At 46.6% G+C, this 20,841-nt stretch carries 22 protein-coding genes; 2 read left to right on the forward strand and 20 right to left on the reverse strand.

Features of this window, described 5'->3' with window-relative positions:
• Window position 1: 1 nt before the first annotated feature.
• From R7Q39_RS17115 to R7Q39_RS17195, 17 genes are all read right to left on the reverse strand, one after another.
• Window positions 2-1,114: a protein-glutamate methylesterase/protein-glutamine glutaminase gene (locus R7Q39_RS17115; RefSeq protein ID WP_005384458.1), complete on the reverse strand. Its 1,113-nt coding sequence runs from the start codon at window positions 1,112-1,114 to the stop codon at window positions 2-4.
• Window positions 1,115-1,143: 29 nt separating this feature from the next.
• The gene (locus R7Q39_RS17120; RefSeq protein ID WP_318076478.1) at window positions 1,144-3,384 is read right to left on the reverse strand and encodes a chemotaxis protein CheA; all 2,241 of its coding nucleotides are present in this window, start codon (window positions 3,382-3,384) and stop codon (window positions 1,144-1,146) included.
• A gap of 9 nt (window positions 3,385-3,393) precedes the next feature.
• Window positions 3,394-4,134, reverse strand: coding sequence for a protein phosphatase CheZ (locus R7Q39_RS17125; protein WP_005380502.1), 741 nt, complete (start codon window positions 4,132-4,134; stop codon window positions 3,394-3,396).
• Between the two features lie 118 nt (window positions 4,135-4,252).
• Complete coding sequence (cheY, locus tag R7Q39_RS17130) at window positions 4,253-4,621, reverse strand: chemotaxis response regulator CheY (RefSeq protein WP_017635949.1); 369 nt, start codon at window positions 4,619-4,621, stop codon at window positions 4,253-4,255.
• A gap of 45 nt (window positions 4,622-4,666) precedes the next feature.
• Window positions 4,667-5,401, reverse strand: coding sequence for an RNA polymerase sigma factor FliA (locus tag R7Q39_RS17135; protein WP_005380499.1), 735 nt, complete (start codon window positions 5,399-5,401; stop codon window positions 4,667-4,669).
• On the reverse strand, window positions 5,394-6,281 hold the full coding sequence (locus tag R7Q39_RS17140) for a MinD/ParA family protein (protein ID WP_005380498.1): 888 nt from the start codon (window positions 6,279-6,281) through the stop codon (window positions 5,394-5,396). Before R7Q39_RS17140 ends, R7Q39_RS17135 begins: the two co-directional genes overlap by 8 nt.
• 14 nt (window positions 6,282-6,295) lie before the next feature.
• Window positions 6,296-7,813 carry a flagellar biosynthesis protein FlhF gene (gene flhF, locus R7Q39_RS17145; RefSeq protein ID WP_025767171.1) on the reverse strand — a complete coding sequence of 506 codons (1,518 nt, stop codon included), beginning with the start codon at window positions 7,811-7,813 and terminating at the stop codon, window positions 6,296-6,298.
• A 28-nt stretch (window positions 7,814-7,841) separates the two neighbouring features.
• Window positions 7,842-9,941, reverse strand: a complete 2,100-nt coding sequence (gene flhA / locus R7Q39_RS17150) for a flagellar biosynthesis protein FlhA (protein ID WP_318076482.1) — start codon at window positions 9,939-9,941, stop codon at window positions 7,842-7,844.
• A 210-nt stretch (window positions 9,942-10,151) separates the two neighbouring features.
• A complete protein-coding gene (flhB, locus tag R7Q39_RS17155; protein WP_005380490.1) occupies window positions 10,152-11,282 on the reverse strand; it encodes a flagellar biosynthesis protein FlhB in 1,131 nt (376 codons plus the stop codon).
• Between the two features lie 3 nt (window positions 11,283-11,285).
• Window positions 11,286-12,068 carry a flagellar biosynthetic protein FliR gene (gene fliR / locus R7Q39_RS17160; protein WP_005384463.1) on the reverse strand — a complete coding sequence of 261 codons (783 nt, stop codon included), beginning with the start codon at window positions 12,066-12,068 and terminating at the stop codon, window positions 11,286-11,288.
• Window positions 12,069-12,076: 8 nt separating this feature from the next.
• Window positions 12,077-12,346: a flagellar biosynthesis protein FliQ gene (gene fliQ / locus R7Q39_RS17165; protein WP_005380488.1), complete on the reverse strand. Its 270-nt coding sequence runs from the start codon at window positions 12,344-12,346 to the stop codon at window positions 12,077-12,079.
• A 24-nt stretch (window positions 12,347-12,370) separates the two neighbouring features.
• Window positions 12,371-13,240 (reverse strand): flagellar type III secretion system pore protein FliP, encoded by an 870-nt coding sequence (fliP, locus tag R7Q39_RS17170; protein ID WP_005380487.1) that lies wholly within the window; start codon window positions 13,238-13,240, stop codon window positions 12,371-12,373.
• Window positions 13,227-13,640, reverse strand: a complete 414-nt coding sequence (fliO, locus tag R7Q39_RS17175) for a flagellar biosynthetic protein FliO (RefSeq protein ID WP_005380480.1) — start codon at window positions 13,638-13,640, stop codon at window positions 13,227-13,229. The genes fliP and fliO overlap by 14 nt, the downstream gene beginning before the upstream one ends.
• Before the next feature lies 1 nt (window position 13,641).
• Complete coding sequence (gene fliN / locus R7Q39_RS17180; RefSeq protein WP_005380479.1) at window positions 13,642-14,052, reverse strand: flagellar motor switch protein FliN; 411 nt, start codon at window positions 14,050-14,052, stop codon at window positions 13,642-13,644.
• A gap of 58 nt (window positions 14,053-14,110) precedes the next feature.
• A complete protein-coding gene (fliM, locus tag R7Q39_RS17185) occupies window positions 14,111-15,157 on the reverse strand; it encodes a flagellar motor switch protein FliM (RefSeq protein ID WP_005380478.1) in 1,047 nt (348 codons plus the stop codon).
• Window positions 15,158-15,164: 7 nt separating this feature from the next.
• Window positions 15,165-15,668, reverse strand: coding sequence for a flagellar basal body-associated protein FliL (gene fliL, locus R7Q39_RS17190; RefSeq protein ID WP_005380477.1), 504 nt, complete (start codon window positions 15,666-15,668; stop codon window positions 15,165-15,167).
• An 85-nt stretch (window positions 15,669-15,753) separates the two neighbouring features.
• On the reverse strand, window positions 15,754-17,607 hold the full coding sequence (locus R7Q39_RS17195; RefSeq protein WP_318076479.1) for a flagellar hook-length control protein FliK: 1,854 nt from the start codon (window positions 17,605-17,607) through the stop codon (window positions 15,754-15,756).
• 97 nt (window positions 17,608-17,704) lie between these two features.
• On the opposite strand from R7Q39_RS17195, the gene R7Q39_RS17200 reads away from it, so the two are divergent.
• Window positions 17,705-17,848, forward strand: a complete 144-nt coding sequence (locus R7Q39_RS17200) for a hypothetical protein (protein ID WP_215666825.1) — start codon at window positions 17,705-17,707, stop codon at window positions 17,846-17,848.
• A gap of 39 nt (window positions 17,849-17,887) precedes the next feature.
• The gene (locus R7Q39_RS17205; protein ID WP_017635953.1) at window positions 17,888-18,202 is read left to right on the forward strand and encodes an NIPSNAP family protein; all 315 of its coding nucleotides are present in this window, start codon (window positions 17,888-17,890) and stop codon (window positions 18,200-18,202) included.
• Window positions 18,203-18,242: 40 nt separating this feature from the next.
• Here R7Q39_RS17205 and fliJ read toward each other — a convergent pair whose 3' ends face one another.
• From fliJ to fliH, 3 genes are read right to left on the reverse strand one after another with little or no spacing between them, the layout of a single operon-like run.
• Window positions 18,243-18,686 carry a flagellar export protein FliJ gene (gene fliJ / locus R7Q39_RS17210; RefSeq protein WP_054575510.1) on the reverse strand — a complete coding sequence of 148 codons (444 nt, stop codon included), beginning with the start codon at window positions 18,684-18,686 and terminating at the stop codon, window positions 18,243-18,245.
• Between the two features lie 6 nt (window positions 18,687-18,692).
• Window positions 18,693-20,012 carry a flagellar protein export ATPase FliI gene (gene fliI / locus R7Q39_RS17215; RefSeq protein WP_213901782.1) on the reverse strand — a complete coding sequence of 440 codons (1,320 nt, stop codon included), beginning with the start codon at window positions 20,010-20,012 and terminating at the stop codon, window positions 18,693-18,695.
• A 3-nt stretch (window positions 20,013-20,015) separates the two neighbouring features.
• Window positions 20,016-20,816 (reverse strand): flagellar assembly protein FliH, encoded by an 801-nt coding sequence (gene fliH / locus R7Q39_RS17220; RefSeq protein WP_005394317.1) that lies wholly within the window; start codon window positions 20,814-20,816, stop codon window positions 20,016-20,018.
• Window positions 20,817-20,841: the final 25 nt, after the last annotated feature.

Below are 20,841 nucleotides of genomic sequence, written 5' to 3' on the forward strand. Positions count from 1 at the left end.
CCTAAGCTAGGCCAACTTCCACCAACATGCGTTCAGCAATGCGGTCAAGCGGTAAATCTTCTGAAGAAATGCCTGCTTTAGCAACCGCTTGGGGCATGCCATAAACAACACAACTTTCTTCATCTTGTGCCCAAATTGTTGAGCCTGAAGACTTCAACATGCGAGCGCCCTCACGACCGTCTGCACCCATGCCTGTCAACACTAAAGAGAGCACTTTGTCGCCATATACTTTTGCGGCAGAACCAAAAGTCACATCCACACATGGTTTGTAGTTCATGCGATCGCCGCCATCAATAATGCGAAGACGAGCAGCGCCCGCTCGTCCATCCACCATCATTTGTTTCCCACCTGGTGCAAGGTATGCCACACCGGGCTGTAACACATCGCCATCTTGTGCTTCTTTCACTTGAATCTTACACAAGGTGTTCAAACGACTGGCAAACGCAGCAGTAAACGTTGCTGGCATGTGTTGAATCAATACAATCGGATGCGGATAGTTCATCGGCAAACGCGTCAGAATTTTTTGTAGAGCAACGGGGCCACCTGTTGATGTGCCAATTGCCGTCAGTTGATACTTCTTACCAGAAGCACGGTACTTTGTCGCAGCAGGTCGAGTTGGTGTTGGAGTCACAGGTGAAGCCGTTCTTGAACCTAATGGTCGAGTAGTCGTGCTGGTACTCGCTGTTGGGCGAGCGATAGGTCGACGCATGAAAGCGCGCTTCGAGGCAATCTGAATCACACGCTGTTGAAGTAATGACACCGCTTCTTCACGGTTACGCGCAATGTCCTCAAACTTTTTCGGTAAGAAGTCCAATGCGCCCGCATCTAGCGCATCAAGCGTAGCTTTCGCCCCGTCGTGGGTCAGGGACGAAAACATTAGAATTGGCGTTGGAGCAGCGGCCATAATTTCACGTACAGCTGTAATGCCATCCATCACTGGCATTTCAATATCCATCGTAATGACGTCAGGTTTGAGAGATTTAGCTTTCTCAACCGCCTCTCTACCATTTACCGCAACGTCAATCACTTCTAGGCGCGATTCTGAGTTGATGATTTCGCTCACGCGACGTCGGAAAAAACTCGAATCATCAACGACTAGTACTTTAATCGCCATCTTATTCCTTTTAATAACGTCAGCTTTGCTTAAAGGCGTGAAGCCGCAGCATATCGCTTAAGTAAATCAGGCACATCTAGAATTAATGCAATATGGCCATCGCTAGTAATTGTCGCACCAGCCATACCTGGAGTGCCCTGTAATAGATTATCGAGTGGCTTAATAACCACTTCTTCTTGACCAATAAGCGTATCCACAACAAAACCAACGCGCTGGTTACCAATCTGTACAATCACCACGTGACCGTGACCAGTACGCTCTTGGACGTTTTGCGATTTAGATGCCAACCAGTTTTGTAAGTAAAATAGTGGGATAGATTTCTCACGCACAATAATCGTCAGCTGACCATCTACCACGTTTGTACGACTAAGATCCAAGTGGAAAATTTCACTCACCGAAGCCAGTGGTAGAGCAAAAGGATGACCGCCAACACCAACCATCAGAGTCGGTAAAATCGCTAACGTTAGTGGTACTTTGATCGTAATCTTAGTGCCCTTGCCTAGCTCAGAATCGATATCGATTGAACCGTTTAAGGTATTGATCGCCGTCTTAACCACGTCCATACCCACACCACGACCAGAGATGTCAGAAATTTTATCTTTACTTGAGAAGCCAGGTGCGAAGATGAGGTTGAAGCACTCTTTATCTGTTAAACGTGCCGCCGCATCTTCATCCATCATGCCACGCTTCACCGCGATGCCACGCAGTTTGTTCGGGTCCATACCGCCACCATCATCTACGATGGATAGTTCAATATGGTCCCCTTCTTGCGATGCTGACAAAATCACTTTACCTGTGCGTGATTTGCCTGCCTTCGCGCGTGCGTCTGGCATTTCAATACCGTGATCAACCGAATTACGCACCAAGTGAATCAACGGATCGGCCAATGCTTCTACAAGGTTTTTATCGAGATCGGTTTCTTCACCGCGCATTTCTAGCACGATGTCTTTATTTAGGTTACGAGCCAAGTCACGGACAACGCGCGGGAAACGGCCAAACACTTTCTTAATTGGCTGCATACGCGTTTTCATTACCGCGCCTTGTAGATCCGCAGTTACCACATCAAGGTTAGCGACCGCTTTGGACATCTCTTCGTTGTCGCTATTCAAACCAAGGCTTAATAGGCGGTTTCGAACCAATACGAGCTCACCCACCATGTTCATGATGGTATCAAGCGTCGAGGTATCAACACGAACGGTTGCTTCAGCCTGAGGTTTTTTAACCGCTGGTGCTTTGACTTCTTCTTTTACCGCGACTGGTTTAGATTCTGGCTTTGGTGCTGGCACTGCTTGAACGGGTGCTGGCTTAGCAACAGGCTCGGGTTTCGCAGAGCTTTGCTCTACGTTTGCTGAAGCAGGCTTCGTTGCCATATCCAATTCTTCTAGCGTTGGACCTTTACCTGAACCATGTAGCTCATCGAGTAACTTTTCGAACTCTTCGTCCGTCATTAAGTCACTGTCTTGATTTGATGAAGATGCCAGTGGAGCGGAAGGTTCTGCCGCTTTAGGTGGCTCTACTGGTACGGATGCAGATGCAGCAGCCTCTGCCGTAGAAGGGCTTTTTCCTACACCGTGCAGTTCATCGAGTAAACGCTCAAACTCATCATCAGTGATATCACCACTTTCAACTGATGGTGCACTCGATTGAGGCGGTTCAGATGGCGTTGTAGATGTCGCAGACATTGAGGCGCCTGGCGCTGAACCTTTACCATGAAGCTCATCCAGTAGCTTTTCGAATTCGTCTTGGGTAATTTCATCAACAGAGCCGACACTTGATGGTGCTGACGGTGCAGCAGGTTCTTCGATGATAGGCTCGGGAATAATAGGTTCTGGAGTAGCCACTGGTTCTTCAATTACGCTTGCCGCTACTTCATCTTCTGACTCAGGTTTGCATAGACGATGAAGTTCTTCAAGAAGCTCAGGGTCCGCAGCTTCTAACGGCTCACGATCTTGAACAGCCTGGAACTGGGTATTAACCGTATCCAAGGCTTTTAGCATCGTATCCATTAAGTTTTGCGTTACCGTGCGTTGACCGTTTCGTAAAACGTCGAACACGTTCTCCGCACCATGACAAGTATCGACTAGCTCTGCCAATGAAAGGAAGCCGGCACCGCCTTTTACGGTATGAAACCCGCGGAAAATAGCATTAAGTAAGTCTTTGTCTTCTGGGTTATTTTCCAATTCAACCAACTGCTCAGAAAGCAGCTCGAGAATTTCCCCAGCCTCAATGAGAAAGTCCTGAAGAATATCTTCGTCTAAATCGTAGCTCATACGTTACCTTTAAAATCCAAGACTGGACAACAAGTCATCGACTTCGTCCTGCGATGAAACCGCATCTTCTCTCAGTTCTGGATGAAGAATCGGGCCTTCGGCTTCGCTTGTTTGTGTATTCTTTTTATCTGCCGGTTCTGACAAAACTTGAATGTGTTCTTCGAGTTTATTTCCAGAGAATACGGTTAGGATTTCCACTAAGCGGCCTTCTACTTCATTAACCAACGTAATTACGCGGCGAATGATTTGGCCAGTTAGGTCTTGGAAGTCTTGCGCCATGAGAATTTCGGTCAACTGGCCGCGCAATTCAGTGCTGTCACCTTCGACTTGCACTAATAGCCCGTCGATTCGGTGGCACAGTGCTTTAAATTCGCTTAATTCTATGCGCCCGTGCATGAGTTCATTCCATTGAGGACGAACTTTTAGAAGGCAATCATGCAGGTTGTCAGCGATAGGAAGGCAGCAGTCGACCGCATCCATTGTTTTGTTGGCTGCAAGCTCTGTCTTCTCGATCACATAATTGAGACGATCCCTAGCGTTAGGGATTTCGTCTTTCGCAATTTCGGTCATGCGCTGATCGAGACTGAACTGCTTGAGTGATTCGTGAAGGTCTCGAGTTAACGCTCCAATTTCTTGCAGCATTGGGTTATCGGCACCTTCGTAGATCGAGGCAACAAGCATATTGGCTTGGTCTTGTTCCCCGTTTTCTAGCATTTGAACGAGTGACTTCGCCTGCTCTAGTGAGATCATTCTGAATAGACCCTTTTACGTTTAGTTCTTCTTATCACTTTGAAAACGCTAAACGAGTCATTTAATAGGTATTTAATAATTGGTATGAATGACTCGAATAACAAAGAGAAAGAGAGAGTTATAAACGCTCGAAAATTTTATCTAATTTTTCTTTTAATGTTGCAGCAGTAAATGGCTTAACAATGTAGCCGTTTACACCTGCTTGAGCAGCTTCAATGATCTGCTCACGCTTCGCTTCAGCCGTGATCATTAGAACTGGCAGATGCTTAAGTTCTGCATCCGCGCGGATGTGTTTAAGCAAATCGATGCCTTGCATACCTGGCATGTTCCAGTCAGTTACAACAAAATCGAAGTCACCTTTTTTCAGCATTGGTAATGCGGTTAAACCATCGTCCGCTTCTTGAGTGTTATTGAAACCCAAGTCACGAAGCAGGTTTTTAACAATACGGCGCATTGTTGAGAAATCATCAACAATAAGGATCTTCATGTTTTTATTCAAAATTGCCTCCACTGAATCGTAAAATCAGTGTTTTTAGTCATTTTGTGTCCACGCACTGAGCTTGGTACGTAAACGTTGCATCGCTTGACTCAGTATTTGACTTACGCGAGATTCGCTTACGCCTAACACATCGCCAATTTCTTTCAAATTGAGTTCTTCATCATAATAAAGCGAAAGAACCAAAGCTTCACGCTCTGGAAGCTGTTTTATTGATTCAACCAGTGCTTTTCGAAATGATTCATCAACTACCCCTTTGAATGGGTTGCTGTCATCGGTTTCATCCGCCGGTGAAATCACATCATCAGAAACGCCTAAATCTTCAATACCGACTAATTTTGAGCAGTTGATATCGGTAAGAGCACTATGATATTGATCCAGTGTCATACCGAGATGCGTGGCTACTTCAGAATCAGTAGGATCTCGATTTAATTCGCCTTCCAGCTCCGCAATCGCTTGGTTAATCTCTCGATTATTTTTATGAACAGAACGCGGTACCCAATCGCCTTTACGCATGTCATCTAACATTGCGCCACGAATACGGATACCTGCATAAGTTTCAAAGCTCGCACCTTTAGAACCATCATAATTCTGCTGAGCTTCGATAAGACCGATCATGCCGGCCTGAATTAAATCCTCTACCTGAACACTCGGCGGTAAACGGCCTAGTAGGTGGTGAGCAATGCGCTTAACCAACACTGAATAACGTTCAATGAACGCCTGCTGGCTATTAAATTTGCCATGTTGGTCATAGGTTATCGCTTTATTCACCAAAAGGGTCCTCTGCGAATTCGGTACGATTTAGCAACCTTTCCACAAAAAATTCCAAGTGTCCACTTGGTGTTTTCGGTAGTGGCCACGTCAACGCTTTGTTTGCTAGTGAGCTGATAGCTAAAGCGGCAGGCGAGCGTGGGAACGCATCAACGACAATTTTTTGTCTTTTTACAGCCTGTCGTACTTTATCATCTAATGGAATACATGCTACGAGTTCAAGGCTAACATTCAAGAATCGCTCTGTGACTAGTGTCAACTTTGCAAACAATTCTCGCCCTTCACGGTAGCTTCTGACCATATTTGCTACAACTTTAAAGCGTTGAACTTGGTGTTCTTTACTCAACAGCTTGATTAATGCATAGGCATCTGTGATTGACGTCGGTTCATCACACACAACTACAACCACATCTTGAGCTGCTCGCGAAAAACTGATTACCATGTCAGAGATACCAGCAGCGGTATCAATCAGCAGGACATCCATTTCGTCTTCAAGACTACCAAATGCTCGGATGAGTCCGGCATGCTGAGCGTGAGAAAGCTCTGTCATGCTCTGTGTGCCAGAAGTTGCAGGAATTATCTTTATACCATAAGGCCCTTCGACAATCGCATCTTTTAGCTCACATTCACCCGCTAAGACATGTCCTAGATTACGTTTTGCACGAATTCCGAGCATCACGTCCACATTGGCCAGACCTAAATCAGCGTCGAGAACCATCACCTTCTTGCCTTGGCGAGCCATACAAATCGCCAGACCCAGTGTTACGTTTGATTTCCCCACACCACCTTTGCCGCCAGTAACAGCAATCACTTTGGTCAACGATGGTTGTGTTAAGCGACGGAGGCCGCTTGCTTGATCGTGTATCATATTCTCAGTCATAGTAGTCCGCCGCCTTAGAGTCCTTCACTGTCACTGTTCCAAAAGTGAGGTTCGTTCTCTGTCGACTTCTCTAACAGTTCATTTGCTTTCGCAAGCATATATTTTGGTTGCGCTATCACAATGTCTTCTGGTACGCGCTGACCATTAGCGATGTAAGCTACTGGCATTGCGTTTTGAATCACTACACTGATGAATTCGCCTAGGCTTAATGACTCATCAAGCTTCGTCATAATACAACCCGAAAGTGGTATACGTCGGAAGTGATCCAGCGTTTCTTGTAGAACACGACGTTGTGCGGTAGCCGGCAAAACAAGGTAGCTGTGAATCACTTCCCCGCTCTCTTGCATTAGAGTGTCGAGCTGCTCGGAAAGCCTCACATCTCGTTGCCCCATCCCTGCCGTATCGACCAAAATCAGTCTTCTGTTTCTTAGCTGATATATAACATCGGCTAACTCGTTAGAATCTTTAGCAACTCTTACGGGACAACCCATAATTCTTCCGTAAATTGAGAGTTGCTCATGTGCACCTATGCGATATGTATCTGTTGTCACAAGGGCCACATTGTCGGCACCGTATTCCATGGCTGCGCGTGCTGCGAGTTTCGCTACGGTTGTTGTTTTCCCAACCCCCGTCGGACCCAACAATGCGACTACGCCACCACGTTTTAAAATGTCCTGTTTAGGAATATTGATTTGATCCGCCACCAGCGACAATAACGCTTTCCACGCTCGCGCTGGCTTTGTATCTTCCGGGATATAACAGGCCATCTGGTCTGCTAACTCCGGAGAAACGCCCATTCGCTCTAAGCGCTTAATCAGCATCGCTCTTAGCGGCTCACGGCGTTCTACTTCTTGCCACATCAGGCCAGAAACTTGGTGCTCCAACAGACGACGAATTGACGTCATCTCTTCGCGCATGCTTTCTAGCTCATCGGCCGATTCGTCACGCTCATCACTTGGGCGACGTCGGTCATAGCGCGTCGGGTCCAGCTTGGGCGTCGGACGTTCAAATCGATTGTCCTGTGCGATTAGCTTCGCCAAAGGTGAATCTGGTTGATATGGCGCTGGCTTTTCTTGGTTGTAGCCGTCGCGATGCTTATTTTGGCGTTGCAGCAAAGCAGAGAGCGAATCTTCATTTTCCGCTACGTGGTCGTCAGCATCTGCTGCACCACCGCTATATTGCTTAAGCATATTAGCGAATCGCTGCGTCATTGAGCCTGTTTTTTCATTGTTACTGTTATTACTGTTCAGGCTAATTTTATCTTCATCTAAATGACGATCTTGGTAACGATCAGCAGAAGACGATGACATTTGACGATGTTCGTTATAGCGATTCGTTTGAGAAGCACCGCGATTTTGCTGTGACGCTGCGCTTGCTTGAGACGGATTAGATTCACTATCTATCGCCGCAACAATCGCTACTCCACCAGCCACTTTCTTGTTTGACATGATCACCGCTTCCGCGCCTAACTCCTCTTTCACTTGGAGCAGCGCCGTTCTCATGTCTTTGGCAAAAAATCGCTTTATTTTCAAACTATGAATCCATTAATGATGCGTGAGATCAGTTACCCACGGCTTGCACAATTCTGATCTGTTTTTCATCCGGGATTTCTTGGTAAGACAGTACCCGGAGATTAGGTATTGTGTTCTTCACAAATTTAGCCAACGTCGAGCGTAATACACCGGAAGTAAGCAGAACGGCAGGTTCGCCTTTCAGTTCTTGTTCCTGTGTCGCTTGGCTTAGTGAAGACTGCAATCGCTCAGCGAGTCCCGGTTCAATCCCCGCGGATTCGCCTCCTGATGCTTGCATAGTTTGATGCAATATTTGTTCCAGTTCGGGTACCAAAGTAATCACTGGTAGCTCAGGCTCTATACCATTGATTACTTGAACAATTAGGCGTTTAAGACTAATTCGAACTGCTGCCGTCAATATGTCAGCTTCTTGACTCTTACTTGAGTACTCAGCCAAAGTTTGAACAATCGTGCGAATATCGCGGATTGGAATGGCCTCGTTTAACAAGTTTTGTAGGACTTTCACCACCACACCTAATGGTAATTGGTCAGGAACAAAGTTCTCGACCAACTTAGGCGCGCTGCGTCCCAACATTTCTAATAAATTCTCTACTTCTTCATGGCCAATTAGCTGTGATGCGTTGTTGGTCAATAGCTGGCTTAGGTGCGTCGCTAATACCGTTGATGAATCAACAACCGTATAACCCAGAGCCTGCGCGTGCTCTCGCTGATCTTCTCGGATCCATACGGCTTCCAGTCCAAAAGCAGGGTCAATGGTTGGCTCACCATCAATCATGCCATACACCTGACCTGGGTTAATCGCTAGCTCTTGATCCGGACGAATCTCTGCTTCGCCCACCGCAACCCCCATCAATGTAATTCGGTAACTGTTTGGGGTCAGCTCAAGATTGTCACGAATATGAACCGCTGGAATTAGGAACCCAAAATCTTGCGATAACTTTTTACGCACGCCTTTTACGCGCTCTAACAGTTCCCCACCTTGGTCTCTGTCCACCAAAGGGATTAAGCGATAACCGACTTCCAAGCCAATAATATCGACTGGCTGGACGTCATCCCAAGACAGTTCGCGCTGTGAGGAAGGTTCTGTACCTTCGTCTGCTGTTGCTGGTAAAGCGGGCTCTTTCGCTTTCTGCTTCTGCCGTTTGTCGATGAAATATGCCGCTGCACCGGCCGCGACTGCCAGGCTCAAAAACGCAAAGTGTGGCATGCCCGGTACGATGCCCATCACACCAAGAATAGCCGCAGTAATCATCAGCGCTTTTGGGTTGTCGAACATCTGGAAGACCAGTTGTTCCCCCATGTCTTCATCGGTGTTTTGGCGCGTCACCATCATTGCCGCTGCAATCGACAGCAATAGCGATGGGATTTGTGCGACCAAACCATCACCGATTGTCAGTAAGGTATAGATTTCAATCGCTTCACCGAAACCCAATCCATACTGCGCCATACCGATCGACAGACCGCCGACGATGTTGATAAACAGAATCAAAATACCGGCAATCGCGTCACCTTTTACGAACTTCGAGGCACCATCCATCGAGCCATAGAAATCCGCTTCTTTGGTCACTTCAAAACGACGAACTCTTGCCTGCTCTTGGTCTATCAATCCGGCATTCAAGTCGGCATCAATCGCCATTTGCTTACCCGGCAACGCATCAAGCGTAAAGCGAGCACTTACCTCAGAGATACGACCCGCACCTTTGGTCACCACCATAAAGTTGATGATCATTAAGATGAGGAAAACCACTAGGCCGACCGCGTAGTTACCACCAATAACGACGTTACCGAACGCCTCAATTACGTTACCTGCCGCATTACCGCCTTCATGACCATGCAGTAAGACGACACGAGTCGAGGCAACGTTCAAAGCCAAGCGGAGCAACGTGGCGATCAGCAATACCGTTGGAAAAGCAGCGAAGTCCAAAGGGCGACGTGTGTAAACGGTCACTAACAACACCACCATCGACAGCGCGATGTTAAAGGTGAAGAACATATCCAGCAAAAATGCTGGAATCGGCAGTACCACCATCGCTAGGGTGGCCAAAACCATCACCGGAGCACCAATAGCTGGCATTTCACGTTGAGGGATTCGTGGCAATTTATCTGCAAACGGCAGGCTTAACTTCATACTGCGAGAGATCTCAATCGATTGAAGCGTCACGTAAGCTCTTACTATTAATACGCGACCGCTTTAGCCTAAAAGTTTAGGTAGGGTTGATAATTAAAGCGTTTTAAGCAATCTATGTACCAGAATTAGCGCCAAAATAATGACTAAACACTCAAATAGAGCTTAGCTTTTGATCAAACAAGCTTTTTTAAGGCTTTACCGCTTTTCGTATCAATGGCGGTGTTCGGGTGGGATTGGCAAATCATAATCTTGAATTTTCGGGCGCTGTCCACCTCGTTTTCGGTATTGCTTTAATTGGAATACAAATGCCAAAACCTGAGCGACGGCAGTAAATAACCCATCGGGGATCTCTTGCTCGAGCTCTGTCGTGTGGTACAACGCACGAGCCAAAGGTGGTGCGGGCACAATCGTAATGTCATGTTCGCGGGCGACTTCTCGAATCTTCATCGCCATGTGGTCAGTACCTTTAGCGATCACGACTGGCGCACGGTCTGTCTTCTGCTTATAACGAAGCGCTACCGAGAAGTGCTCAGGGTTAGTAACAATAACATCAGCTTGAGGAACATCCGCCATCATTCGACGTTGAGCCGCTTCCCTTTGCAACATACGAATACGGCCTTTCACTTCCGGCTTACCTTCAGTCTCTTTGTATTCGTCTTTGACTTCTTGCTTGGTCATTTTTAACTGATCGGCGTGCTGCCAAATTTGAAATGGAATATCGATGGCAACCACAATCAATAGCGAGCAACTGATCAGCAAAATAAAGTTCAGCAAAATATCTAAAGCATGGAAGATGTTTTGCGGATACACATCCATGCTCAATTGAATCAGATCGGCCTGCGATGCTTGGATCAAATAGATGGCGACACCGGTGACCAGAACCACTTTAAGGATTGATTTGATCAACTCTACCCAGCTTTGCATGCCAACCATTCGCTTTAAGCCGCTAAGCGGATTCATTTTCGACAGCTTGGGCATGGCTGCTTGGGCAGAAAAACTGATTCCTCCCACACCTGCTGCTCCAATCATGGCGGCGGTAAACAATGTCGCTAACACCAAAAATAGTGGGAACAACAAATCACTCATCGCGCCCAAAGCGATATCAAACAGTTTTGCAGTATCGAAAATCTCTTCTCGTTGAAGATCAAATAAACGGCTCATGATGGAAAACAATGAACGTGCTAACGCCTCGCCAAACCACATCAATGAAATGGCGCCAACGATCAGCACAGATGCTGATGCGAGCTCTTTAGATCGAGCGACCTGCCCCTTTTCTCTGGCTTGTTGTAACCGTCGGGGCGTGGCTTCTTCGGTGCGTTCCTGACCGTCTGATTCTGCCAAATCTTAGCACTCCAAGCGAATAAGCCGACAAATCTGCGCCTCACCCACTGTCCAGAACATTTCATAATGACTGTATAGACCAGCCAGTATGTACCAACAAAGTAATAGACCCACCATCAAAGCAAAAGCAAAACCAAGCGAGAAGATATTCAGCTGTGGTGCGGCACGGGTCATTACACCAAACGACAAGTTAATGGTCAGTAGCGCAATAATGCCAGATAGAGACATACTCAGTGCCGTTTGGAACATAATACCAAGCCAGCCTGCCATTTCACGGAAATCAACCGCGTTGAGCGAGCCGGAGCCAATCGGCAAAGTTTTGAAACTGAACACCACCAATTGCAGCATTTTTAAGTGTCCATCGGTGGCAAGAAAAAACATTGTCGTTAAGAACATGAATAACTGACCAAGCAATGGCGTGTTCTGACCATTTGCAGGATCAACCATAGAAGCAAAGCCCAAACTTGATTGCATACCCAATATTTGACCCAGCAGGACAAAGGTTTGAATCATAAATTGAGTAACCATACCCATCGCTATGCCGATGATCATTTGCTCGGCAATGGTCATGAAACCACGAAACGAGAGTAGCTCAATGTCTTGAGGTACGGCGGGGATGGCTGGCATGACAGCGAAAGTGATGGCTAAACCGAGGTAAAGGCGGATTCTTGGCGAAACAAATCGGGCCCCGGTTACTGTCATCACCATCAACATGGATGAGATACGAACATAGGGCCAGAAGTAGTTTGCGATCCAATCTAAGACAACGCTAGTGGGGTACTCCATAGGCGCCTCTAATAAAGCACCTGAGGTAAGCGTTCAATCAAGCCATAGAAATATTCCATCAACATTTGCGTCATCCAATGCCCAAACAGCATCAGGGCCAAAAGCGTGACAATCAAACGCGGTAAGAAGCTCAATGTTTGTTCGTTGATGGATGTCGCAGCTTGAAAAATCGCAACTACAAGGCCGATAAGCAAGCTTGGGATGATAATGGCGCAGACCATGATAAGCACCATCCAAAGTGCTTCACGGAAAAGCTCGACAAACATTTCTGGTGTCATGTCTTATCCTCTATCTGCGCTTATCTAAAGGGCAAAGCTGCCCGCAAGTGTCGAGAGTATCAAGTTCCAACCATCGACCAATACGAACAACATCAACTTGAACGGCAACGAAACAATCATTGGTGACAACATCATCATACCCATTGCCATCAGTACCGAAGCGACTACAAGGTCAATAATCAAAAACGGCAAGAAGAGCATAAAGCCAATTTGGAATGCAGTTTTTAGCTCTGAGGTGATAAAAGCCGGAATCAACACCGCCATCGACACATCTTCTGGATTCTCGACTTGCTCTCCAGACATGGTTACGAACGTCTCCAAATCTTTGATTCGGGTCTGCTTAAGCATAAATGCTTTCATTGGCGCTTGTGCTGCATCAAACGCTTCTCGCGCCGTAACTTGCTCGTTCAAATAAGGCTGAACAGCTTTGTCGTTGATTTCGTTCAGGACAGGAGACATAACAAAAAAGGTCAAAAACAGCGCAATACCAATAATAACCTGATTAGAAGGCGTTTGTTGCAAACCCATTGCCTGACGCAATATCGACATCACCACCACAATTCGAGTGAACGAGGTCATCAGAATCACCATGGCAGGCAAGAAGCCAAGCATGGTCATTAACGCTAAAATTTGTAGTGTAACCGAGTAGTCTTCACTGCCATCAGGGTTCGTGGTCATGGTGAATGCTGGAATACCACCGCCACTAGAAACGGACATAGCACGGCTAGCACCAGTATCACTTTGCATAGCCTGAACTGTAACACTACTTCCATCGGCTAAGTTATCTGGCAGCGCTGACTCCTCTGCTTCAGCAAAGGTAAATGAAGAAAACAGCACGCCGACAAAAAGTAACAACGTACTCAGGAGCAAACGAATTGGATTACCCTTTGTCATGTTTTTTGATCAGCTGGCTAAATTGAGTCGCAAAAGCATTGGTCGCCAACTCTTCCTCTTTCAGTGGCTTATCTAACTTGGCTAAAGTTTGGATCGATTGGCTAGTAATCCCAACCAAAAACTGTTCTTCACCCACTTGAACTACTGCGATTCTTTCTTTTGTACCCACTGGCAACTGACTCACTATACGCAAGCCCTTTTGTTGTCCCATCGCTGGCACTTGCATACGTTTCAGCAACCAAGCCAGCAAAAGAATCACGCCGATTACAAGCACAAGCGAGCCAAGTGTCGTCGCAAGATCCAGATTATTTGGTGCGGCAGCAAATGCATAAGGAGCACTTAGCATTAAGCTCAGTGCTCCAGTGATTTGCTTCAATCGCATTTTGATTGAACGACTCATCTTAACGCAGCTTCTTAATTCGTTCAGTTTGGCTGATCACATCCGTCAAACGGATACCAAACTTATCGTTGACGACCACGACTTCGCCGTGAGCAATCAAAGTACCGTTAACCAATACGTCGAGCGACTCACCGGCTAGACGATCCAACTCAACAACCGAACCTTGGTTAAGCTGCAACAGGTTCCGAATGCTAATTTGAGAACGACCGACTTCCATCGAAATCGTCACCGGGATATCCATAATAGTGTCGAGTTTACGACGCTCATCTTCGCTAATTGGGCTTGAAGTGTCTTTTAGCTCTTCCAGTGGCGCAGCCAATACTTCATCTACGTCTACAGAAGGGGCAGACGGGTCTTCGCCAAGAGCGGCTGCCCATTCGTCTGCTAGCTTTTGATCGTCACTTGGTTCCATTTTTCTATCCTGTGTTACGCCTTACTCATGCCATAGCATGTCTGTTTAATAAGGTATCTTAATGGTCTATATCGTCTTCACTCTCAAGCTCGGACATGATGTCTTTACCTAAGAAAGCTAAATCTGTTTTGACGACATGTGGGCGCTCAATTTCCTCAGAAATTTGCACCGCTAATTTGTCTTCCGAACGACCCATTTTTACGCGATAGGTCGGTAGGTCTTCTACAAACATCGTCGCATGTTCTGGCATTTCAATCGGGATGATATCGCCCGGTTGCAGCTCCATGAGATCACGCAAAGAAATGTCTTTTTCGAGCAAGTTCACGCGGAAGTTAACCGGACAATCCATGATCTCTTCACGTAGTGCTGAGCTCCAGCGAACGTCCGTTTCCATCTTGTCGGACTGAACACCTGCATCCAATAGTTCACGGATAGGCTCAACCATGGAGTAAGGCATAACGACATGAAAATCGCCGCCACCGCCGTCAACTTCTATATGGAAGGAACTCACGACAATCACTTCTGTCGGGCTGACAATGTTTGCCATACTTGGGTTTACTTCAGAGTCGAGATATTCGAACTCTACCCCCATCACTGGCGACCACGCTTCTTTATAATCTTCAAATACAATTTTCAGTAACAACTGAATGATGCGGCGTTCCGTTGGGGTAAATTCGCGGCCTTCGATTTTGGCGTGGAATCGACCATCACCGCCAAAGAAGTTTTCTACCAGAATAAAGACTAAACGAGCCTCCATTGTGATCAACGCAGTGCCTTTTAACGGACGAAAACGCACCATGTTCAAACTGGTTGGCACGTACAATGTGTTCTGGTATTCACCAAACTTCATCATCTGCACGCCATTGATCGACACCTCTGCCGTTTTACGCAGCATATTAAACAGACTAATACGCATGTGCCGTGCAAAGCGCTCGTTGATAAGTTCGAGCGTCGGCATTCGACCACGTACGATTCTGTCTTGCGACGAGAAATCAAAATTGACGGCACCTTCAGTGTCGTTTTCTATCGGTTCATCGACGTCATCAACATCGTCAACCCCATGCAATAGCGCATCAATTTCGTCTTGGCTTAATAGATCGGTCACGTTTTACCTATTGAATAACAAAATCTGTAAACAGTACTTTTTCAATCACTGGCTTACCGACCGCAGCATTCAGCGCTGCTTTGATATCTTCGGAAGCACGATCGCGCAATTCCACTCGTCCTGTAGGAGAGCGCAATTGATCAACCGTCGCGGAAGCAAACGTTGATAGCATAGAGCTTTCAATCAGTGGCGAATGATACCGCGCCAACTCTTCATTTTCTGCACCGCGAACCATTAACTGCGCTTTAATTTGAACCAACCTATCGCGGCTATCCCCAGTAACGTTAAATACAAATGCCTGAGGAAGATTCACATACGCGATGGGCGCAGCATCCGATGCCTTCACTTGAGCCTGTTGAGACGATTCAGCCTGAGCAGGTTCATCAGAGCCCATTAGAAAAAATGCCGCTGCCCCGCCACCAAGTAGTAATACTACAACAGCGATGATGATGATAAGTAACTTGCTTTTTCCTTTCGGCGCATCGGCCCCTTGTAACTGTTCTTCTGCCATTCTTGTCTCTTATTGTTCTTTTGAGTTACCAAGACGTTTTAGTGAGTTGCTTGGTAACCGTATGCCATTGCCGTTAAACGGCCTTTTATGCGTAAAAACTAATTCCATCACGCTTTGAAGCGACATTCAAATCCAGATTGACATCAGATTCAAAACCCTCTTCGGACTGTCCAGAAAAACCGCCACTTTGCGCGCTTTGACCATGTTGTTCAGCAGTATACCTACCTTGCTGTTGCCCGCTGTTTTGTTGCTGGACGGAAGAATCAGCCAGCTGCATACCTTGTTGCGCTAGCATTTCTCTCAAACGAGGGAGCGTCTGTTCAATAATGTCACGAGCTTGCGGGTTGTTCACTGTAAAATGTACATTGGCAACGTCGTTATTCATGGTCATACGAATTTGCATACGACCTAACTCTGGTGGATCAAGACGAATATCGAGATTTTTCAGATTCTTCGACATCATCATTTGCACTTTTTCCTCAACTTGCTCGTTGGCTAGCTCTTTAGTTAGTTGCAACGGAAGCTGAGCTTGTTGTGCAGCATCAATACGCGTTTGTTGCTGCACATTAATTCCTTGCTGACCTGCCATAGCCTGAAGCTGTCCAGCGAAGCCATGTTGGAGGTCCGGCTTATCTTGTTTATCCGCAGTCGACTTTAGCGCACCAGTCTCCAATGCTGCGTTCATCACTTTCTGGCTAATCTCTCCGTCTTTCACACCTTGAAGCGACGTCGGCACTTGCGCGGCTATCAACGTATCAGGCGTTGGAGATAATGCGACTTTTTCTCCACTATGAGCAGTTTGTGGCTGGGGTACTTGAGCCGCTGTATGCTGGATTTGCTGAGACACTGCCATAGGTCCAGCCTGGCGAGTTAAATTATGTTGTACTTGTTGCTCTGCGAGAATCTGTTTAATGTCATTAGGGAGCGCAACAAATTGGGCAAGGTCTTGATCAGGAATATCCGCCGTGATCCTTCCTTGTTTCAACCCTTCAATGATCTGAGCTTCTTGCCGAGTCAGTGGTTTTCCTTGCGCCAACTTAGTATCTATAACTTCAAGTTCATCCAAGGAGACTCGTGGAAGCGCGTCGATGTTGGAACCATCAACGTCTGTTAACAACGGCGACAGATCATTAGCTACTTCACCACTGACTGCGCTCTTAGCCGTCGGATGGCTGGCTTGTTTCGCTAGCTCTTGCCAAGCAGCAAACTCAGGCGAAAGTTTGTCGACATCGATAGGTTGACCATTCTTATCTAAAATTGGCTCTAAGTCTTGTCCTGGGATCATCTGTGCTTGTTCAAGCGAATGAACTGATGGCGTTTCATTCAAAGCCAGCTCATCAAGGTGTGTCGAAACGGTTGCTTGCTCGTGGAACGAATGCACTAAATTCGCGCTCTGAGGCAAAACTTTGCCACTATCGATGGATGCATTACTCGCATTCAGGGTTTGATTCGCTTGTTCAATTCGACCAAGAAGCTGTTGTCCTTCGCCCATCGTGCTTTTTACGTCCACTGTATTTGATGGGTTGCTCGTATCGATTGATGTTGATTTCACTTTTTCAATAGCTTCAACATCATTCTCCAAAGGTGTGCTGTTACTCGCCTTTTGTAAACTTGCTTCTTCACTTAAGGTTGCATTCGGTTTGTTTGCTGATATTTCATCAAAACCATGGGGCTCGTCACTGACGGATTCTTGGCTTTCTTGCGCCAACAATTCGTCCGAGACGTTAGCAGAAGAAGTACTGCCTACATCCGCTCTTTCTTTTTCTTCAACTACTGTCGATTCTGTTGCTACTTTTTCGGGCTTTTGTTTACTAGCAAACGCATCGGTTAACGTTTCTAAAAATCCCTTGCTCTCAGTGCTCTCTGCGGACGCTTTAGCGGACACATCAGAAACTGGCGTCTTGGTAGTCGCAGATACATGGGACAAATTCACACTCATTTAGAAACTCTCGTTCTCGTGGCTCTGAGCGTATCGCTGACAGACAGCAATACTAGCGGCAAACAAAGGTCAAAAAGACCCGACACTGACAGCTAAAATGCAAAAATCACACCACAATATTGAGTCAATTCTCGGTAAGCTAATAGATGGCATGTTTATGGAACAAACATCAACAGTACTATCCGAGAACCTGGTTCCTAACATGATGTACAGCTACTTGATTGACTTTGAAAAACGATAAGCGTAAACAGACACTTGGCTTAACAATTAAGGAATCACTTTGAAGATCACAGAATTACGCCAATATAGAATCAAAGCAGGCAAAACAGAACAGTGGCTAAGTTGGATGAAGGAAGAACTGTTGCCCTATCAACGTTCACAAGGCATGCGTGTACTGAATACTTACGTTCACACTGGTGATGATGGACATGACTATTTTGTTTGGCTTAGAGAGTTCGACAATGAACAAGCACGCCAGGCTCTCTACGAAAAAACATACAACGAGTGGTGGGTTCGCGAGATTCGACCGAAGGTGTTTGAGTTAATTGAACAAGACTCAATCAAAGTTACCTTACTTGAATCGGTAGAAATGTAGTCAGCTGCAACACCGTAATGCAATATCGAACCGATAACCTTTAGAAACTATGTGGTTTTCGACTGTAAAGTAAGGTGGAAAACTCGTCCATTTGCTTTTGTTCGCGCTTAGCTTCAGCAAGTTGTTTCTCTTTTTCGCGTTTGTCTATCATCCACTCATAGGATTTGCGTTCTTTACGCACGGTTAACCAATATTCTTTACAGTTTTCAACCTGCTCTTTGAAATGACTTTCTGCTTGCTTTTGCTTAGATAAAGTTTCATCTAGCTGGGTAAGGAATCGATTTAAGTGTCCATATTGACTTGCCGTTAGGCCCGCCTGACCACGGTCGACGAGTTGCTGGCAATAATCAAGCCGATACTTTTCAATTTGTTCAACCTGACGGTAATAATCTTCGAGTTCAGAACGCGCTTTGTTCAGTGCAAGCACAGCTTGGTCTTCACGATCCTTAGTTTGCTCAAGTAGAAACTCCATCGCATTATTCATGCGCTATCACCCACCCAAAATGTTTCTAAGCATATTGACGCACATATCGTATGGCACCGATTCTTTCATGCTCTGCCGCAAGTATTCGTCTAACTTCGGTTTCAAAGTAAATGCGCCATCAATAGCAGGATCGGTACCCGGTTTGTACGCTCCAATCGAGACCAAATCTTGATTCTTGCGACAAATAGACAAGACCTGTCGCACCGCTTTTGACATCAAAACGTGCTCTTCAGTCGTGATTTGCGGCATAACACGGCTCACCGACTTCTCGACATCAATCGCCGGATAATGGCCTGCATCCGCCATTTCACGAGAAAGTACAATATGGCCATCAAGAATAGCTCGCGATGCGTCCGCTATCGGATCTTGCAAATCATCCCCTTCGGTCAACACGGTAAAGAACGCCGTAATCGAGCCTTGTTCGGCACTTCCATTACCCGCTCGCTCAACCAGCGCTGGCAGCTTGGCAAATACAGAAGGCGGGTAGCCTTTCGTCGCTGGCGGCTCACCAACAGAAAGTGCGATTTCACGCTGTGCTTGTGCAAAACGAGTCAACGAGTCCATCAATAGCAGAACATCTAACCCTTGGTCCCGGAAGTATTCAGCAATCGTTAATGCCGTTTGGCACCCCTTTAAGCGCATTAGAGGTGAAGCATCGGCAGGCGCCGCGACCACCACTGAGCGGCGACGACCGTCCTCACCCAAGATCTCTTCGATGAACTCTTTAACTTCACGTCCACGCTCACCTATCAGGCCGACGACCACAACCTGTGCGGTGGTGCCTCGCGTCATCATGCCAAGCGTGACCGATTTACCCACACCAGAACCTGCAAACAGACCGATACGCTGACCTTTACCAACCGTCAACAAACCATTGATGGCTTTTAGGCCAACATCGAGCGGTTCAGAAATTGGTTTTCGAGCCAACGGGTTGATTGGTTCGGCATTAAAAGAGGCACGGTGATCGGTATACAAAGGGCCAAGTCCATCAAGTGGATTCCCAACCCCGTCTATCACGCGCCCAAGTAACTCCATGCCGACAGGCAAACCAGCGTCACTGGTTAAAGGGGTGACTCTCGCGCCAGGTAAAATGCCCGTAATTTGTTCGCTTGGCATTAAAAATAGGTTGTCACCTGAAAAGCCGACAACCTCGGCTTCCATCTGACCTGACATGGTTTCCACTAAGCATAAACTGCCAATTGGTGCGCGACAGCCGGTTGCTTCCAACGTTAACCCAACCACACGCACCAGTTTGCCAGAGGCGACAGGGCGCGTCGTAAGGCCTTCAACTTTGTAGCTTTTTAAGCGGTCAGCGAGTGCTTGCATGGATTACTCACCCTCTTGATGACGGTTTGCGCCACAAAAGCTGTGCAATACGCTTTTGACGCGTTCTTCCATGCGATAATTAATGCTTGATTCACCGGCTTCAATCTGGACGTCACCTCGATTTAGCGATGGCTCAGCAACTAACGTCCAGTTGCGACAATTAAGGTCTTCTTCACCATAAGCTGAACGAATAATCGCGACATCTTCTGGATTCAGGTGCAAGGTAATAGGGTGGCCTGATATTGGTAGCGCTTCAACCGACTGCTTCACTGTATCTAAAATAATTTGAGGGTTGGTTTGTACTTCAACGTGCACCACTTCTTTAACTAAACAGAGCACCATATCCACCAGCTGCTTTTCAACCTGAGCATTCATCAACTCCAAAGGTTGAGCAAACTGATTGGCCAAGTTCATAAAAGTTTCAACTTGCTGCTGAATGTATTCTTGCCCTGCAGTTACCCCTTCAGCTTTTCCGAGCTCGAGACCTTCAGCATGGCCGGCTTGCAACCCTTCTTCTTTACCTTTGTCGTAACCTTGCTTAAAGCCAGCTTCCTGACCTTGATGTAAGCCTTCTTGATAAGCACCTTGCTTAATCAGTTCAATTTGCTCTTCGGTTAGCGCAAGTGGCTGCTCTTCTTCAGGCTCATCAAAATTCGGCACCCATCCCGGGTCATAGTTGAACGCGGTTTGTTTTGCTTGTTTGGCTTTAGGCTCGCCATAATCAGGCAGCCCCCAACGTTGAGGTTCGATCATCGAATCATCTTCATCAGGACGGATAAATCCACGTTTTCTATCGCCAGCCATGGGTTACCTATTGTGTGTTCGATTA

It is taken from the genome of Vibrio sp. 947 (genome assembly GCF_033339115.1).
GTDB lineage: Bacteria > Pseudomonadota > Gammaproteobacteria > Enterobacterales > Vibrionaceae > Vibrio > Vibrio alginolyticus.

Bases quoted from the DNA above. Each gene is read 5' to 3' on its own strand.
- R7Q39_RS17115 (WP_005384458.1), bottom strand. From the start codon at position 1,114: ATGGCGATTAAAGTACTAGTCGTTGATGATTCGAGTTTTTTCCGACGT.
- R7Q39_RS17120 (WP_318076478.1), bottom strand. From the start codon at position 3,384: ATGAGCTACGATTTAGACGAAGATATTCTTCAGGACTTTCTCATTGAG.
- R7Q39_RS17125 (WP_005380502.1), bottom strand. From the start codon at position 4,134: ATGATCTCACTAGAGCAGGCGAAGTCACTCGTTCAAATGCTAGAAAAC.
- cheY (WP_017635949.1), bottom strand. From the start codon at position 4,621: ATGAAGATCCTTATTGTTGATGATTTCTCAACAATGCGCCGTATTGTT.
- R7Q39_RS17140 (WP_005380498.1), bottom strand. From the start codon at position 6,281: ATGACTGAGAATATGATACACGATCAAGCAAGCGGCCTCCGTCGCTTA.
- flhA (WP_318076482.1), bottom strand. From the start codon at position 9,941: ATGAAGTTAAGCCTGCCGTTTGCAGATAAATTGCCACGAATCCCTCAA.
- fliR (WP_005384463.1), bottom strand. From the start codon at position 12,068: ATGGAGTACCCCACTAGCGTTGTCTTAGATTGGATCGCAAACTACTTC.
- fliQ (WP_005380488.1), bottom strand. From the start codon at position 12,346: ATGACACCAGAAATGTTTGTCGAGCTTTTCCGTGAAGCACTTTGGATG.
- fliP (WP_005380487.1), bottom strand. From the start codon at position 13,240: ATGACAAAGGGTAATCCAATTCGTTTGCTCCTGAGTACGTTGTTACTT.
- fliO (WP_005380480.1), bottom strand. From the start codon at position 13,640: ATGAGTCGTTCAATCAAAATGCGATTGAAGCAAATCACTGGAGCACTG.
- fliN (WP_005380479.1), bottom strand. From the start codon at position 14,052: ATGGAACCAAGTGACGATCAAAAGCTAGCAGACGAATGGGCAGCCGCT.
- fliL (WP_005380477.1), bottom strand. From the start codon at position 15,668: ATGGCAGAAGAACAGTTACAAGGGGCCGATGCGCCGAAAGGAAAAAGC.
- R7Q39_RS17195 (WP_318076479.1), bottom strand. From the start codon at position 17,607: ATGAGTGTGAATTTGTCCCATGTATCTGCGACTACCAAGACGCCAGTT.
- R7Q39_RS17200 (WP_215666825.1), top strand. From the start codon at position 17,705: ATGCAAAAATCACACCACAATATTGAGTCAATTCTCGGTAAGCTAATA.
- fliJ (WP_054575510.1), bottom strand. From the start codon at position 18,686: ATGAATAATGCGATGGAGTTTCTACTTGAGCAAACTAAGGATCGTGAA.
- fliI (WP_213901782.1), bottom strand. From the start codon at position 20,012: ATGCAAGCACTCGCTGACCGCTTAAAAAGCTACAAAGTTGAAGGCCTT.
- fliH (WP_005394317.1), bottom strand. From the start codon at position 20,816: ATGGCTGGCGATAGAAAACGTGGATTTATCCGTCCTGATGAAGATGAT.